The 16736-nt window shown below is 63.5% G+C and carries 15 protein-coding genes; all 15 read right to left on the bottom strand.

Going from position 1 to position 16736, the window contains the following annotated elements; all coding sequences use genetic code 11:
- Nucleotides 1–31: 31 nt before the first annotated feature.
- The gene (locus tag U4Y91_RS34630) at nucleotides 32–958 is read right to left on the bottom strand and encodes a sugar kinase (RefSeq protein ID WP_321808851.1); all 927 of its coding nucleotides are present in this window, start codon (nucleotides 956–958) and stop codon (nucleotides 32–34) included.
- Between the two features lie 3 nt (nucleotides 959–961).
- Complete coding sequence (gene rimO, locus U4Y91_RS34625) at nucleotides 962–2323, bottom strand: 30S ribosomal protein S12 methylthiotransferase RimO (protein ID WP_321808850.1); 1362 nt, start codon at nucleotides 2321–2323, stop codon at nucleotides 962–964.
- 319 nt (nucleotides 2324–2642) lie between these two features.
- On the bottom strand, nucleotides 2643–2909 hold the full coding sequence (gene tnpB / locus U4Y91_RS36850; protein ID WP_415750528.1) for an IS66 family insertion sequence element accessory protein TnpB: 267 nt from the start codon (nucleotides 2907–2909) through the stop codon (nucleotides 2643–2645).
- A gap of 534 nt (nucleotides 2910–3443) precedes the next feature.
- Complete coding sequence (locus U4Y91_RS34615; RefSeq protein WP_321808848.1) at nucleotides 3444–3887, bottom strand: Zn-ribbon domain-containing OB-fold protein; 444 nt, start codon at nucleotides 3885–3887, stop codon at nucleotides 3444–3446.
- Nucleotides 3884–5035 (bottom strand): thiolase C-terminal domain-containing protein, encoded by a 1152-nt coding sequence (locus U4Y91_RS34610; RefSeq protein WP_321808847.1) that lies wholly within the window; start codon nucleotides 5033–5035, stop codon nucleotides 3884–3886. Before U4Y91_RS34610 ends, U4Y91_RS34615 begins: the two co-directional genes overlap by 4 nt.
- 5 nt (nucleotides 5036–5040) lie before the next feature.
- Nucleotides 5041–5508, bottom strand: a complete 468-nt coding sequence (locus U4Y91_RS34605; RefSeq protein ID WP_321808846.1) for a MaoC family dehydratase — start codon at nucleotides 5506–5508, stop codon at nucleotides 5041–5043.
- A 2-nt stretch (nucleotides 5509–5510) separates the two neighbouring features.
- Nucleotides 5511–6242: an enoyl-CoA hydratase/isomerase family protein gene (locus U4Y91_RS34600; RefSeq protein ID WP_321808845.1), complete on the bottom strand. Its 732-nt coding sequence runs from the start codon at nucleotides 6240–6242 to the stop codon at nucleotides 5511–5513.
- A complete protein-coding gene (locus U4Y91_RS34595; RefSeq protein WP_321808844.1) occupies nucleotides 6239–7060 on the bottom strand; it encodes an enoyl-CoA hydratase/isomerase family protein in 822 nt (273 codons plus the stop codon). Before U4Y91_RS34595 ends, U4Y91_RS34600 begins: the two co-directional genes overlap by 4 nt.
- A gap of 1 nt (nucleotide 7061) precedes the next feature.
- Nucleotides 7062–8207 carry an acetyl-CoA acetyltransferase gene (locus tag U4Y91_RS34590; RefSeq protein ID WP_321808843.1) on the bottom strand — a complete coding sequence of 382 codons (1146 nt, stop codon included), beginning with the start codon at nucleotides 8205–8207 and terminating at the stop codon, nucleotides 7062–7064.
- Entirely contained in the window at nucleotides 8204–9622 is a 1419-nt protein-coding gene (locus tag U4Y91_RS34585) for an OB-fold domain-containing protein (RefSeq protein ID WP_321808842.1), read from the bottom strand. Before U4Y91_RS34585 ends, U4Y91_RS34590 begins: the two co-directional genes overlap by 4 nt.
- On the bottom strand, nucleotides 9619–10527 hold the full coding sequence (locus U4Y91_RS34580; RefSeq protein ID WP_321808841.1) for an SDR family NAD(P)-dependent oxidoreductase: 909 nt from the start codon (nucleotides 10525–10527) through the stop codon (nucleotides 9619–9621). Before U4Y91_RS34580 ends, U4Y91_RS34585 begins: the two co-directional genes overlap by 4 nt.
- 28 nt (nucleotides 10528–10555) lie before the next feature.
- Complete coding sequence (locus tag U4Y91_RS34575) at nucleotides 10556–11701, bottom strand: acyl-CoA dehydrogenase family protein (protein WP_321808840.1); 1146 nt, start codon at nucleotides 11699–11701, stop codon at nucleotides 10556–10558.
- 20 nt (nucleotides 11702–11721) lie between these two features.
- Nucleotides 11722–12774, bottom strand: a complete 1053-nt coding sequence (locus U4Y91_RS34570) for an aldo/keto reductase (protein ID WP_321808839.1) — start codon at nucleotides 12772–12774, stop codon at nucleotides 11722–11724.
- A 13-nt stretch (nucleotides 12775–12787) separates the two neighbouring features.
- Nucleotides 12788–16312, bottom strand: coding sequence for an indolepyruvate ferredoxin oxidoreductase family protein (locus U4Y91_RS34565; protein WP_321808838.1), 3525 nt, complete (start codon nucleotides 16310–16312; stop codon nucleotides 12788–12790).
- The gene (locus tag U4Y91_RS34560) at nucleotides 16309–16722 is read right to left on the bottom strand and encodes a VOC family protein (protein WP_321808837.1); all 414 of its coding nucleotides are present in this window, start codon (nucleotides 16720–16722) and stop codon (nucleotides 16309–16311) included. The genes U4Y91_RS34565 and U4Y91_RS34560 overlap by 4 nt, the downstream gene beginning before the upstream one ends.
- Nucleotides 16723–16736: the final 14 nt, after the last annotated feature.

Genomic DNA, 16736 nt, shown 5'->3' with positions numbered 1-16736 from the left:
CACGTCGCGTAGCCGGCGTGCGTGATCCGCGTCAGCCCTGCATCAGGCGTTCCACCGCATCGCGATGCGGGATCGGCGCGACCGCACCGTAGCCGGTCGTCGACAGTGCCGCCGCCGCGTTCGCATAACGCGCGGCCGCGAACGGATCGTCGCCTGCGACGATCCGCGCAACGAACGCACCGCCGAAGCAGTCGCCCGCGCCCGTCGCGTCGACGGCCGCGACCGCGAAGCCCGGCACCACGCGCCGTTCGTCCGGCGTCGCCACGTACGCGCCTTCCTTGCCGAGTTTCAGCGCAACGACCCGCGGCCCGTGTTCGAGCATCGCATCGACGATCGCGTCGCGATCGTTCGCACCGGTGAGCGCCGTGACGTCGTCCCAGCTCGGCAGGCAGATGTCCGTCTGGCGCAGCGCTTCGCGCATCACCGCGCGGGCGCGCGGCAGCGGCCACAGCTTCAGGCGCAGGTTCGTGTCGAAGCTGACCTGCGCGCCGTTGCTGCGCGCGTGGTCGATCGCCGCGAACGCGGCGTCGCACGCGGCCGTGCTGATCGCGAGACTGATGCCCGACAGGTGCACGGCCTGCGCCGCGGCCAGCGCATCGAGCGGCAGGTCGGCCACCGCGTAGCGGCTCGCCGCGGAGCCCGCACGCAGATAGTCGAACTGGTGGCCGTCAGCGCCGTGCGTGACGAAATACACGCCGGTCGGCGCCGTGCGGTCGACGCGTACGTACGTCGTATCGACGTGCTCCGCCGCCCACATGTCGGTCAGCAGGCGGCCGAACGGATCGTCGCCGATCGCCGACACGAAGCCCGTCGACGCACCCTGGCGCGCGGCGGCGATGCAGAAGTTCGACGTGTCGCCGCCGAAGCCCTGCAGGAACTCCGGCCGGCCCGGCTGCGACTGGTTGAATTCGATCATCGCCTCGCCGAGCGCGAGGATCTGCGGAAATGCGGCGGTCATCGCTTAAACCTCGCCCCACAGGTCGTGGCCGTCCGCGCCCGTGATCTTCACCGATACGAAATCGCCGACCTTGTAGCGCTTCGACGCCTTGGTCGCCGGCTCGACATAGACGACGCCGTCGATCTCCGGCGCATCGGCTGCCGTGCGGCCGATGCCGCCTTCTTCGCCGACTTCGTCGATCAGCACCTTGAGGGTCTTGCCGACCTTGCGCTGGATGCGCTGCGCCGACACTTCCTCGGCGACTTCCATGAAGCGCGCGCGGCGTTCTTCGCGCACCTCGTCCGGCAGCGCGCCGTCAAGTTCGTTCGCGGTCGCGCCTTCGACCGGCGAATACGCAAAGCAGCCGACGCGATCGAGCTCCGCCTCGCGGATGAAGTCGAGCAGCGTTTCGAACTGTTCTTCCGTCTCGCCGGGGAAGCCGGCGATGAACGTGCTGCGGATCGTCAGGTCCGGGCAGATCTCGCGCCACTTCTGCACGCGCTCGAGCACCTTCTCGGCGTTCGCCGGGCGCTTCATGCGCTTCAGCACGTCCGGATGCGCGTGCTGGAACGGCACGTCGAGATACGGCAGCACGTGGCCCTTGAACGGACCTTCGGCCATCAGCGGAATCACTTCGTCGACGCTCGGGTACGGGTACACGTAGTGCAGGCGCACCCACGCGCCGTACTGTGCAGCGAGTTCGCCGAGCGCGGCGACCAGGTCGGTCATGCGCGTCTTGATCGGCTTGCCGTTCCAGAAGCCGGTGCGGTACTTCACGTCGACGCCGTACGCGCTCGTGTCCTGCGAGATCACGAGCAGTTCCTTCACGCCGGACTTGAACAGGTTCTCGGCTTCCAGCATCACTTCGGCGACCGGACGCGACACGAGGTCGCCGCGCATCGACGGGATGATGCAGAACGTGCAGCGGTGGTTGCAGCCTTCGGAAATCTTCAGGTATGCGTAGTGACGTGGCGTGAGCTTGATGCCGGCCGCCGGCACGAGGTCGACGAACGGATCGTGCGGCTTCGGCAGGTGCGAATGCACGGCCTGCATCACTTCGCCCACCGCGTGCGGGCCGGTGACGGCGAGCACCTTCGGGTGGACTTCCTCGATCAGGTTCGAGCCGCTCGCGCTCGACTTCGCGCCGAGACAGCCGGTGACGATCACCTTGCCGTTCTCGGTCAGCGCTTCGCCGATCGCGTCGAGGCTTTCCTGCACGGCTTCGTCGATGAAGCCGCAGGTGTTCACGACGACGAGGTCGGCGCCGTCGTAGGTGCCGGAGATTTCATAACCTTCGGCACGCAGCTGCGTGATGATTTGTTCGGAGTCGACGAGGGCTTTCGGGCACCCGAGGGATACGAACCCTACTTTGGGGGATTGGGACATCTGGAATGTGGGGGCGTGGCGGCAAAAGCGTGAGTTTACAGCGATTTAGGGTTCGGCGAGGCAAAACAGGCGATCGGCGACGGCATCGACCGTCAAATCGGATGCAAGACCCGCCAACGGCCCGTCATGCGACGCATCTTGATGCGTCCCTTTCACTTAGAAACCACGCATTGCCACCCGACCAGCCCGCTCGATGTCCGAACAAAGGAATTTGATATTGGTTTCAGCCGGCAACTCGGCGCCAACCACCGTTACCGCCTGCCACGCAAATTGTGCCGTACCCCTCATCGGCACGAGAGGGCACGCTCACCGATTGCCGTCATGAACCTCTCCGACACGGATTACGCCGCCTTCGCCAATATGTTGCCACTGCGGGCCAATAACCAGGCCCGCCAGTTGTTCGTGCGTGAGCGCGTACTGTTTGGGGCTCGCTGCTGCTCGGCCACGCAAACTGCCCCTGATTCAATCGGCGGGCGGCAAGCCTGATGCCAATGCCGTCGTGAACCCGCACCTTCATGCGGCTGGCGCTGCGATTGGTGAACAAGTACGCGTGGTGCGAATGCGCGGCGCCGAACGCCTTGATCATACGGGCCAGCGCGGTATCGAAACCAGCTCGCATGTCCGGCGGATCAACCTCAGTTCGACAGTCCGGGCGACGAGAGTCGCTCTGTCGGTACTTCAGCCATGGTGCTGCCCCCCGTCCCCGCGATTGCTGCGGTCCGCATGGGCGATCTTATCGTCGGCCCCCTGCGCACTCAATTTGAAGACCCGGAGATCGTCGATCTCGCTACCTGCTGCGCGCTTTGGGTCGGCGCTGGCAGAGTTGCGAGTGTGCTTGATGTCGGGCAAGCATGTTCGGTGATGTTACCGACCTCGACCAATCACGCATAAGTGAGCAAGGGCCACGAAGGATGAATGAGCCGATGAGGACGATTGCGGTCACCGGGGCAACTTCCGGCATCGGAGCGGCCACGTCCCTTCCGCTCGTGTCCCGCCTCCGCGAGCAACCAGGTCCACGACGTTTTCGCAGCTTTTGCCAGAATCGCGGAATAGCTCTCGTCCACGAAGGCGTGGTCATCGCCGCTGCTTCCAAAAAGTCATTCCCGCCCATGGTCCGTGATCAAAGTTCGACGAGCCGCCAGCGCGGCCAGAACACGCCTTCTGCCAAAGGCTCGAACAACGCCTCGACAAGCTGCCCGACGCGGATTTGTTCGAAGGCAACCCGGTTAATGTCATCGCCTGGCGCCCGCACGAGATTGCCGACCAGCCGCAGTACCGGCGACTCTTCGAGCGCCACCAGCACCACGGGAAAAGGTGCATACGGGGCAAACGCCGCCAGTAACGGCGGATGTACTTGCGTAAAGGACCAGATGCGCCCGCGACCCGACACCTTCGTCCATGTCAAGTTGTCGCACGGACAGTGAGTGCAGCGCCGCACCGGAGGGAAATACCAGCGCGCACACGCGGCGCAATGCTGCACGCGCAGCTCTCCTGCTGCCAGGCCGCGCCAGAAGGGCTGCTCCAGAGGATCAGCGCTGGCAGGCAACGGAATGCCCGGAATCATGGCGCGCTCCTCAGCAGCAGCGCGCCGTTTGGCGTGCTGTCGCAACCGGTGACCAGGCAGATGCGTGCGTCTGCGATTTGCGTCGACGCCTGTCCGCGCAATTGCCTGACCCCCTCGGCGATCAGGTTCATGCCGTGAATATAGGCTTCCGACAAACTGCCGCCGGATGTGTTGGTCGGCAGTTGGCCTCGCGGGCCCAATTGGCCGGCGCGCACGAAATCGGCGCCGGCGCCACGCTTGCAAAACCCGTAGGACTCCAGTGAGAACAAGACGAGCGGTGAAAATGCATCGTAGATTTGCGCAACGTCCACATCCATCGGGCCGAAGTCGGATTGGCGCCAGAGATTCGCGGCAGTCGTGGCCGAACAGCTATCGAACGGGTCGTCACGATGGTAGTCGGTCATCAACTGGTGGCCCGGCGCCAGCCCCTGGGAAAACGCGTGAATCAATGCGGGCTTCTCCCGGCAATCCGCCGCGCGTTGCGCGCCGGTGATGACCAGAGCCACGGCACCGTCGCTCTCCAGGCAATTGTCAAACAGGCACAGCGGATCGGCGATCATGCGCGCACGGAAATAATCGTCCCGACTCAACGGTTTGTCGCGCATGCATGCCGCGGAATTGACGTTGGCATAGCGGCGCTGCTGCATCGCGATTTCCGCAAGCGCGTCGCGCGCATCGCCGTGTTCATGAAAATACCGCTGCGCCAACAGCGCCACTTCATCGACCGGCCGCAGCAATCCCGAAGGCCGCGACCATTTCCAGTGGTCGCTCACGGTCGCGGCCGTGTTCGCCCATACGCGGGAGGACGGATCGGCGCGCTTGCGCGAACGCCACACGACGCCGACACGCGCCACGCCCGCTGCGATTGCCAGCGCCACCTGCCCCACGGCGCCAGGCCCGGCACCACCGCCATAATGCACGCGGGAGAAAAAATGCAGCGGTCCGAATCCCATCTGCCGCGCCAGTTCGAATTCCGGCGTGTCCTCCATCGTGTAGCTGCCAAGGGCATCCACTTCATGCGCGGCAATGCCGGAGTCGGCGAGCGCGGCCTCTACCGCCTGGCAAGCGAGCTCGAGTTCAGTGTCCGCAAGCCCTTTGGCGAAACGGGTCTGACCGATGCCGACAATCGCGGTCGCGTCCTTGAACATCGCGTTCAGCTCCGATATAACACCTGTGATTTGTAGAGCAGTACGGGCTTTTGCTGACCAAGTACATGCACCGCAAATTCGAAAGTGAGCAGCGTACCCTTGGCGTGCGGCTCGACATCCAGCAGTCGCGCTCGCGCTTGCAGTACGTTGCCGGCGGGCACCGGCGCCAAAAAAAGCAATCTCTTGGCCCCCATATTGATCGCCACCTTATGGCCGACGATACGCACATGATTGAGCGGCTCAAGGGCGGGCAGCAAACTGAGCGTCAGGAACCCATGTGCGATGGTGCCGCCGTACGGACCCGCGCTGCGCGCGCGTTCGACATCGACATGGATCCACTGCCGGTCGCCGGTGAGCTCGGCGAATCGATCGATCTTTTCCTGGTCGATCACCAGCGGCGGCCCCCAGGGACCAAAATCGTCACGGGCAAACGCACGCAATGCATCAAAATCGTCAAAGCGGATTTCCTGCACGATCAACCTCGCGAGCGCTGGTTGAGCACGGCCGCCTGCGCCTGCTCATTGCGCACGGCCTCGTCGAAACTCTGCCCGACTCCACTCTGCAGCAGTTGCTTGATGGCGGCAGTCGCGTCGGGCGGGCACGCCGCGAAGCGTTCGACCCATTGTTGTGCACACTCCATCAACTCGTCGGCTGGCGCGATCCGCTCGACCAGCCCGATCTGCAACGCCTCCTGCGCGCTGATCTCACGATCGCACAGCAGCAGCTGTTTGGCCCGCGCCAGGCCAAGCAAATGCGGCAGCATATGCGAGGCGCCCAGTCCCGGCAGAATGCCCAGTTCCGCAAAATTGACCTTCAACAACGCATCCGTCGCCGCGATGCGCAGATCCATCGCCAGGGTCATCGTGACGCCGATGCCCACGGCGGGGCCGTTGAAGGCGGCAATGGTGAGCTTCGGGTGCGCGGCCAGCTCGCACGCGAAGTCGCGCACAAAGATCTCTTCACCAAGCAACAGGCCGGAGGCGCCACGATTGCCGTTAAAGCAGTCACGATCCGCGCCGGCACAGAATGCGCGGCCGGAGCCGGTGAGAATGACTGCGCGTACCGTATCGTCCGCGGCCGTTTGCCGAAACGCAGCAACCAGGTCCTCGCCCATCTCTGGGGTGTACGCATTCAGGCGGCCGGGACGATTGAGCCGCAGCAGCGCCGCGCTACCGGCGCGTTCGATAACAACCGTGCCGTATTTCATGATTCGACACACCCCTCGTTGTTGCCGCCCAGCGCCGAATAAGGCTGCCACTGCGGCGGGCGCCTCTGCAAGAACGCCGTGCCGCCTTCCATGAAATCCGGGTGAGCGTTGTGCGCCATGATCAGCCTCCAGGCATTTTCAAGACCGGCGTGCAAGCCAAGTTCCTGCGCCTGCCATATGGCTTGCTTGGTGCGTGCCAGCGCGGCCGGCGAATGCGTTTTGATGTTGTCCGCCAGCGCAAAGGCACGCTCGAGCAGCGATGCGTCGGGAACCACTTCGTCGACCAGCCCCACGGACAACGCAGCGCGCGCACTCATCCGTTCGTTGCCGCCCGTCAACGCCATGCGCAGCACCGCGCCGATCGGCATGCGCCGGCATAGCGATACCGGTTCGAGGCCGGCCACCAAGCCCACCGCAACATGCGTATCGAAAAAGGTCGCACTTTCGGCCGCCAGCACGATATCCGAGTCCGCCACGAAATGCAGACCGCCCCCCACCGCGTAACCGTTGATCGCCGCGATCACCGGCTTCCACACTTTGTTCTGCAAGGAGGTCCAACGGATCGATTGCAGCGTGCCGTCATTTCCGTCACCGTCGGTCTCCGGCAAGTCGCCGAGGTCAGCCCCCGTGCAGAAGGCCTTGTCGCCGCGCCCCGTGACAATCGCCAACAGCGCGCTGTCGTCAGCCGCGAAATGCCGCCACAACTTCGGCAGCTCGCGGCTCATTGCGCTGTTGACCGCATTGCGTTGCGCCGGGCGCTCCAGCGTGATCAGCGCGACCTGGTTCCGGACTTCGTAACTCAGCGTGGTGAAGGACATGTCATTCGCACCCGAGAATGGCGACCGCGCAACCGGTCGGATAGCCGCCGATGTTGTGGCTCAGCGCCATCGTCGCGTCTTTGACCTGACGTGGGCCCGCGCGACCTTGCAGCTGAAGCACGTTTTCCACGATCATGCGCACACCGGTAGCGCCGGTGGGATGGCCGAAGGACTTCAAACCGCCATCGGTATTGACCGGCAACTCGCCGGCCAGCGTGAAGGTGCCCGCGTCGATATGCTCCTTCGCCGCGCCCTTCGCGCAGAAACCGAGATCTTCGTAACTCAGCAATTCCGTCAGGGTGAAACAGTCGTGCAGTTGCGCCACGTGGATCTGGCGGAATGGATCGTCGATGCCCGCCATGCGGTAGGCTTCGCGCGCCGCATTCTCTGTCGCTTTCCAGCGCAGAAAGTCGTGATCGGGATCGGTATGGGGATTGGGTGCACAACCCGACGCCACCGCCTTGACCACGACCGCATCGTCGCGGTACTGGCGGGCGCGCTCGCGCCGCGTGATGACCACGGCCGCCGCGCCGTCGGTCTGCGCGGCACAGTCGTACAAGCCGAACGGCCAGGAAATCAAACGCGCGTTCAGCGCATCGTCTACGGTGATTGTCTTCTTGAGGAACGATTTCGGCGCGAGGCAGCCGTTCGCGTGATTCTTCACCGCAATTTTCGCCAGGTGCTCCCGGCCAACCCCGAAGCGCTCGAAGTACGGCACGGCGCACAGGGCGAACCAGCCGGCCGGTGTCGCGGGCAGATCGCGCACACCGCGAATGCTGACCGATGGCCCGGAAACGCCGCGATCCTTCGGTTTGTCGTAACCGACCACCAACACGGTGTCGTAAACGCCGGCGGCGATCGCCATGCAGCCGGCGCGGAATGCCTCGGTGCCGGTCGCGCAATAGTTGTATACCGCGGTGAGTGGCTTGTAGAGTTTCAATGCCTCCGAAACGTCCACCGGGCCGGTGGGTGAATACAGCGAGCCGCAATAAATCGCGTCGATCTGTCGATGCGGCGCGTCGATGCCGGCGTCGGCGTAAGCCTCGAAGACCGCATCGACGATCATGTCCTCGGCGCTCTGTGTCCAGTTCTCGCCAAACTGGCAGCAACCGACCCCGACCACGGCAACCTTGTCACGCAAACTCATGTCGTCACCTCCGTTGCGCTCGCGGTGGCACACGGTACGGCTTTCCAGAAATAATTCGGACGTAACCCGACCCGATGAATGCAGCGGAATACGAACCGGACGGCCATATTCGATGCGATTTCCCCAACGGCCACGTCGGCAATCTGCAGGTGGATGCGCGGGCCCTCATCCACCTGAACGATGCCCACTGCCGTGGGCGGTTCCGGCGTGGGAAAAAACGCATCGAGGGTGTAGGTGAGCAATCTGCCTTCGCGTTGCGCAAAACTTTCGGCCTGCCACTTGTCCTTGGCGCCGCAGCGATAGCACACACGCCCCCGTGGGAACTGCGGCGCCCCGCACGCGCAGCGCTGTCCGGTCAGGCCGAGATTCTCGTCACGCTCGCGAAAATGCACCGTGGCCGACACACCCTGATCATCCATTGGCGGGTATTCGCTGCTTCCGAAATCGCGCGCCCGCCGATAGGCATCGAGCGAGCGCACCACGCTGCGCTGCGCCAATGCGGCCGCCAGCGGATCGTGCTGCGGCGGCTGTTCTACGAGAAACAGGAGCGCCTCCGCGCCATCGCCATGATTGACTACAACGATGTGCTGCCCTGCCGTTGCGCTCGCCAGCACGCCCGTCAATTGCAGCAGCGCATCCGCTGCGCCGCAATGGCCGACGCGACCGAACAAAGGCGTTTGTACCGAATGCCGCTCTAGGTCTAATTGCGCGCTCAAAGTCGCGTGGCTGCGTGCGTCGGGCGCGCTCAATACCCACTGCCAGGAAGCGGGCGCATGATCGGCAAAACGTTCGCGCAGATTCTCCGAGGCGGCCTTGGCGTGTTCGAGATAACCGTGCTGCACGACAAAGCGCTCTTCCCAACTGTGCGTGAAACGGTCCCCGGCGCGCCGCCACACGTCTAGCAACTCGGCCCCGCATTGCGCATCGCCCAGCACCCGTATGCCGCCCTGCGCAGCGACCAGGAATGCTGCTGCGGCGTCGCCTCCATTGCGCTCCAATTCCGAACCGGGCGCGCCCAGCCGGCAGTCGACCACGACGACCAGCGCTTCGCGCGCACTGCCCGCCTGCACGGCATCGAGCGCTGCGCGCAGCGCCTGAGTGCCGCCGCGCAGGGAATGGGCGATATCGATGGTTCGCACCTCGCGCCCGAGATTCAGCGCGCGCGCGATGATCACGGCGCCCTGCTTTTCTGCGAACGCGTACGTGGTCGTGGCGAAGATCAGCAGATCGATGCGGCCGCGTTCACGCTCCCGCAAGCAGTCGGACGCCGCCGCCACCGCCATGGTGATACTGTCTTCGTCGGCCCACGCCACTGCGCGCTCGGGATCGTTGTCCTTGGCTGATCGTCCGGAAAACACGGGTAGCGGCACGCGACGGCGCGGCACATAACAACCGTATGCGGCGATGGCGCTCATTTCGAACCCTCCTGCGCGGCATTGGCCGCCGCCAGTTTCACGCCGTCATGGAACGGATAAGGCTTGCCGAGAATGCCGAACGGGCCGAATTCGCCCTGCATCTGTACACGGAAATGCTCGCGGATAGATTCGAGATTCCAGCCTCCGGGCTGGACCAGCGTCTTGCCGTAATGCGGTTGCACCATGTGCGCAAGACGTTCTCCGCCGGTGCCGAAGATCTGCCCTGACACGAAGTCCGCCTCATCCGAGGCCAGATACACCACCATCGGGCCGTTCAGCGCGGGATCGAATTCAATGCCCTTGTTGCCGGCCGAATCGCGATAGGTGGCCGACATGCGCGTGCTCCCCAGCGGGCCGATGGCGTTGACGCGAATACCATGCTTTGCCAACTCGATCGCCCAGGTATAGGTCATCGAGGCGATGGCGCCCTTCGCGGCCGCGTAATTGGTTTGCCCGAAGCTGCCGAAGTGCCCTCCCGACGTGGTGTTGATGATCACGCCGCCGCGCCCCTGCTCGACCATATGCTTCACAGCCACCTGGGCGCACCAGAACGTGCCCTTGACGTGCACCAGCCACACCGAATCGAACTCGTCGTCGGTCATCTTCAGAAAGGTGCGGTCGCGCAGATTGCCGGCGTTATTGACCAGGATATCGATACCGCCGAAGCGATCGACGGCGAACTGAATGAGTGCCGCGGCGCCGTCGCGGCTTGCGATACTATGGGTCGACACCACTGCCTGGCCACCGTTTTTCTCGATTTCGGCAACCACGTCGGATGAGGCCGTCTCGTCGATATCGTTGACGACCACTTGCGCGCCGCTGGCGGCCAGATGCAATGCGTGTCCACGGCCGATGCCGCGCCCGGCACCGGTCACTACCGCCGTTTTACCTGCCAACAGTCCCATGACGGATGCTCCCCCGATTGAATGTGGATCAATCCACTGACGGCAAATCGCCATTGAAAATACAATTTGCGATGCGGGTTTCCAGCCATGCCGAATCGCCGTACATGAGTTGCTGTTGTTTCGCGCGGCGAAAATACAGCTGCAGATCGGCTTCGCTGGTGAAGCCAATGCCACCGTGAATCTGCGTGCCGACGGCCGTCATACGGCGAAAGGTGGCGCAGGCCTTGAGTCTGGCCATAAGCGCCAGACGCTCGCAGGGCAGCCCCGTATCGGCTGCCCACGCAGCCTGATAGACCAGGACCTTGGCACCTTCGATTTCCGTGGCACGATCGGCGAGGTAATGCGCAATTGCCTGGAAACCACCGATCGGGCGTCCGAATTGCGTGCGCACCTTCGCGTATTCGGTGGTCATCTGCAGCATGCGTTCGGCACCGCCAATGGCTTGCGCTGCCAACGCGATCTGTCCTTCGAGGAACATGCGCTCCCAGACCGCATCGATGCCATCGTCCCAGCCGAGGCAATCGTCGACGGAGACGCGCACGGCGTCGAACAACACCGCAAACACCGTCGCATCCGCGTGGTTCGCTTGCTTGTGTAACAACGCGCCGGCAGCGGCCGGATCGACTAGCGCGGCAATATGACGATCCGGGATAGTCGGGTGCGAAGCCAGTACCAGAAGACGTTGCGCGGTATTGGCAAAGGGCACCAGCACCTTGTTACCGCTCAAGAAAATACCGTCGGATTCTTGCCGTGCGCGCATGGTGAGCGCGGCGATATTGGCGGAAACGTCACGCTCCTGCCAGGCCGGCACGATAATCGCGGAGCCGTCTGCAATGCGCGGCAGCCATGCCTGGCGCTGCGCTTCGGTACCGGCGCCGGCCAGCAGGCCGGCCGCCAGAATCGCGCTTTCAAAATGCGGACTGGGCGCCAGCGCACGGCCCAGCTCTTCATAGCTGACCACCGCTTCGAGCAGGCCAAGCTCGACGCCGCCGTATGCCGACGGCACTCGCAGGCCGAGCAGGCCGACTTCCGCTAGCACTTGCCACAATGGCGCCAGGTAACCACGTTCGTCACGCTCCATCATCCGCACCGCACCAAGCGGACTATGTGTTTCGCACACTCTGCGCACGGTAGTGCGCAACAGCTCCTGTTCTTCGGAAAACTCGAGGTCCATCTCGCTCTCCGTCTCGGCCGTCACAGTACCGGCGCGTGACAAGCGCGCTGCCGGTGGTTGTCGAGAGAATCGGTGCTGCCGCCGGTCGCGAAACTGCGTGTCGATTCCGCAGCAAGCAATGCATGCGGAAACCCCGGCGCAATGGCCGTCGCTGCATCGAGGCGCTCCAGTTGTTCCGGTGTCAGGCGAACCTCCAGACAGGCAAGGTTCTCCCGCAATTGGTCCACGGAGCGCGCACCGAGGATCGGCATGAACGACGCAAGCGGCGCAAGCTGGCGCAGTGCCGCCAGCGCAGCCTGACCGGGGGTGCAGCTTGCCTCACGGGCAATTTCGACCACCAGGCGCGCGACGTTCTGACTGCTTTCCGGGATCGTTGCAGCGGGCTGACGCGAATGGCTGGCGTTCGCCGCGCCGATGAATTTGCCGGTCAGCACGCCCTGCGCCAACGGCGACCAGGCGGTGACACCGAGATCGAGTTCGCGCGCCATCGGCAGCAGCTCGCGTTCGGCGGTGCGCTCGAGCAGGCTGTATTCCACTTGTATGCCGATCAGCGGCGACCAGCCGCGCAGATCCGCGAGCAGACAGGCGCGCCCGATCCGCCACGCGGGTGTATCGGAGAAGGCGATGTAGGTCACCTTGCCGGCTCGCACCAGATCGTCCAGGCCACGCATGATTTCATCAAGCGGCGTGGTGTCGTCCCAGAAATGCAGGTAATAGAGATCGATATGATCGGTGCCGAGCCGCCGCAAGCTTTCTTCGACACTGCGCAGCATGTTTTTCCGGCTGTTGCCGGCCTTGACCAGATCACCCGCCACCGACGGGGTATATTTGGTCGCCACGACGAAATGATCGCGGTCCGCCTTGATGCAATCGCCCACCAGACGTTCGCTGGAACCGCCGGTATAAACATTGGCCGTGTCGATGAAATTCCCGCCAGCATTGGCAAACGCATCGAACATCGCGCGACTCTCGGCATCGTCGGCACCCCATCCCCAATCGGCGCCGAACGTCATCGTACCGAGGCACAGTTCCGAAACGCGCAACCCTGAACGACCGAATAATTTGTAACGCATATCCATTCCCGATTTAGATTTGACGGAGTGCCGGCTCGACAGCGCGCGCTGCTGCTCTGCCGGCGTGACGAAATTGTTCGAGCAAATCGTGCTGTTGCGCGCGAACCAGTTCGACGTTGCGTTCTTTCACCACGTCGTAGCCGCGGATTTTTTCCGGCAACGCCGCCAGTGCCACCGCGATCGCGTGATTGGCCGGCGTCAATTCCTGCAACAGCACCGCGACCAGCGTTTCATAATCGGCGATCAATTGGCGCTCCAGCCTGCGATGCCCGGAATAGCCGAAAATATCGAAGAGTGTGCCGCGCAGGAATTTGAAGCGGCTCAGCACGCCCATTGCGGGCAGCATCCAGGGTCCGAATTTTTTCTTGCGCAAGCGTCCGCTGCTCCGATCGCGCGTTGACAGCAATGGCGGCGCGAGATTGAAACGCAAGCTGTAATCTCCTTCGAAATTGTCGTGCAGGTATTTCCTGAAATCCTGGCTGGCGAACAAGCGTGCGACTTCGTATTCATCCTTGTAACTCAGCAGCTTGGCGTACGCGCTGGCGACTGCCCTGCTCAGGCTCTGCTCGGCGTTCACAATCCGGTTTTCCACTTCCGCTACTTTCTGCACGAGTGCGCGATACCGCTCAGCGTACGCCACGTTCTGATACCCGCGCAGTCGCGCGACGCGATCAGCGATCACGGAATCCAGGTCATCGATTGCGCCGGCCGGTGGCGCATTCGTCGGCGCTGTCCACGCCAGCATGCGCTCGGAATCTGCTGCCGCGATTCTGCCCAACGCAAAGGCGCGGCGGTTGAGCTCGATGCTGGCACCGTTCAGATCGATGGCGGTGTCAATGCTCTCGCGTCGCAGCGGAATCAGGCCCTTCTGCCACGCATACCCAACCAGAAACAAATTCGCGCCAATTGCGTTGCCCAGCAGCTTTATCGCAGCCGTCGTGGCGTCGATGCCGAACACCCGTTCGGCATCGGCAGCGTTCCGCACGACTTGTTCCAAGCGCGCATCGCTGAAATCGAGATCCGGATTGGATGCAAACGTGCTGGTGGGTGCGACGAAGCGGTTGAACACCACGGCGGTCCGATCGGCCGCCATCTTCGACAAGTTCTCCGCGCCGCTCGCCACCACCGGATCGCACCCGAGCACCAGGTCGGCTGCCCCTTGGGGAATGCGCGCCGCGTGATCGCTCTGCGCCTGCGATGAGCCGTCCGCTGCAAAACGCACATGGCTGGTGACGGCGCCATTGCGCTGCGCCAAACCGGAAATATCCAGCACCGTGCAGGAGCGGCCCTCGATATGCGCTGCCATTCCCAGCAAGGCCCCGACGGTCACCACGCCGTTGCCGCCAATGCCTGCGATCAGAATGCTGAATGTCCGAGCGAGGATGGAAATGGCCGGCTCCGGGAGAGCAGCGGCGATCGCCGCCTCGCGCTCGTCCGGGGTATCGGCCCGGGCGCGCAAGCGGCCGCCGCTGACCGACACGAAACTCGGGCACAGCCCTTTGACGCACGAGTAATCCTTGTTGCATACGGAATGGTTGATGCGACGCTTGCGCCCCAATGGGGTCTCTTCCGGTTCCAGCGCAATGCAGTTAGATTGCACACCGCAATCGCCGCATCCCTCGCATACCTCGGGATGGATGAACACGCGTTCGGCGGCCTCGGCCAGCTTGCCGCGTTTGCGCAGGCGTCGACGCTCAGTTGCGCACGCCTGATCGTAGATAAGCGCGGACACGCCCGGCCACGTGCGCAGTTCCTTCTGCACGGCGTCGAGTTCATCGCGGTGATGAAAGCTGACAAGCGCGGGAAATTCGCCGCGTTGATGTTTGTCCGGGTCGTCGCTGACCAGCGCGATGCGTCGCACCCCCTCGGCATGCAACTGCGCCGCCACGCGGGGCGCGGTCATTCCGCCGTCGAACACCTCGCCCTCGATGGGTTGGCCGCCCGTCATCGCGATGGCGCCGTTCAGCAGGATCTTGTAGGTGATGTCGACGTTTGCCGTCACACAGGCGCGAATCGCCAACAGGCCTGAATGAAAATAGGTGCCGTCGCCCAGATTCTGGAAAATATGCGGCATGTCGACGAACGGCGCCTGGCCGATCCACGCTGCGCCCTCGCCGCCCATTTGGTAGAGCGTCATCGTGTTGCGCTGCGGCAGCCACACCGCCATGCCGTGGCACCCGATGCCGCCCATTGCCGTGGAGCCATCCGGCACGCGCGTCGACGTATTGTGCGGGCAGCCGGCGCAAAAACTCGGCATGCGCATCAGCTGTCCCTGGCCACTACCGTAACCGGCCGCCCATTGGCGCACCGCGCCGAGCGCCTGCATCCGTTCGCGCAAGCGCGGCTCGTCGTGCCGGCGCAGATAACGGGCGGCAATTGCGTGCATGACACGATCCGGATCGAGCTCGCCCACCGCACTCAGCAACGGCGCGCCGGCTTCGTCGGACTTGCCCACCAACAGCGGCCGCTGCCGCAGATTGAAGAGGATGCGTGCAATCTGATCTTCGATGACCGGACGCTTTTCCTCCACGACAAAAATCTCTTCACATTCCTGCGCAAATTCGCCAAGCCGAATAGGCTCCAGCGGCCACACCATGGCCACCTTGTAGATTGCGATGCCGAGTGCCTCTGCGCGTTCGTCATCGATGTCAAGGCAGCGCAGTGCTTCGAGAACGTCCAGGTAGGACTTTCCCGTCGTGACGATGCCGAGACGGTTGCCCGCGCGCTTGCCGAGCCGTACGCCATCCAGATGGTTGGCACGCACGAACGCCTGTGCGGCGAGATGGCGCTGCTCGAACAACATTTTTTCGTTCTGCAACGGCAACGTGCCCAGGCGTATGTTCAAGCCACCTGGCGGCATATCGAAGTCGTCGGGCAGGCGGATCTCGAGCCGCATCGGGTCCACGACAACCGACGCCGAACCTTCGACGGTATCGGTCACGCACTTGAAGCCGATCCAGCAGCCGCTGTAACGTGACAGCGCAATGCCGTACAGGCCGTAGTCCAGGTACTCCTGCACGGTGCTCGGATGCAGTACGGGAATCCCGGCATGAATCATCGCGTGGTCGCTTTGATGCGCGACCGTTGACGAGCGGGCGCCGTGGTCGTCGCCGCACAGCACCAGCACACCGCCGTTCTGCGCCGAACCCGCATAGTTGCCGTGCTTGATCGCATCCCCCGACCGATCCACGCCCGGCCCCTTGCCGTACCACAGGGCGAACACACCGTCGTAGCGTGCCTTGCCGATCAGATTGGCCTGCTGCGAACCCCACACGGCGGTTGCCGCCAGATCCTCGTTGACGCCGGGTTGGAAACGGATATGGCTGGCTTTGAGGAATTTTTCGGCCTGCCATAACGCCAGATCGTAAATGCCCAACGGCGAGCCGCGATAACCGGAAATGAACCCTGCAGTGTTGAGTCCGGCGGCCACATCACGAGCACGCTGCATCAAGGGCAGGCGTACCAGCGCCTGCGATCCGGTCAGGTATACGCGTCCTTCCGTCTTCGAGTATTTGTCGTCCAGCGTCACAGCATTCACGACGACTCTCCATGTTGCGTCAATTCCACGGTGTTGCCCTGACCGTCCTCGATCTGGGCCACCAGCGTGCCGGAACGCACTTCGCGCGGTTGCGTCGGAACCGGAAATCCGGCAGCGCTCACCTCATCGACGATTTCGCGCAAGTTGGTCACGGTCAGATTGATGTAGCGAAAGCCGGTCTGGCTCGCGAAACCGCGCGAGCTTGCATGCTCCGATGCAGGGTTTTCCAGCGTGAGCACGCGCAGCGCCGTGTCGCCCACTTGCAGCCGCGTGATGACGCCGAGGCCAGGAAACGGGATTTCGCGCTCTACCGGAAAGCCGAGCAAATCTCGGTAGAAGCGCAGCGTCCTGGCGCCGTCGTCGGTTACGATACCGACCTCGATAACAGGTTTTCTCAGTTTGACTGGCATGCGTGGCTCCTCGC

The organism is Burkholderia sp. BCC1993, assembly GCF_905339865.1.
GTDB lineage: Bacteria > Pseudomonadota > Gammaproteobacteria > Burkholderiales > Burkholderiaceae > Burkholderia.
The sequence above is the reverse complement of the archived record's forward strand: the minus strand, read 5'-3'. Positions and strand labels throughout refer to the sequence as shown.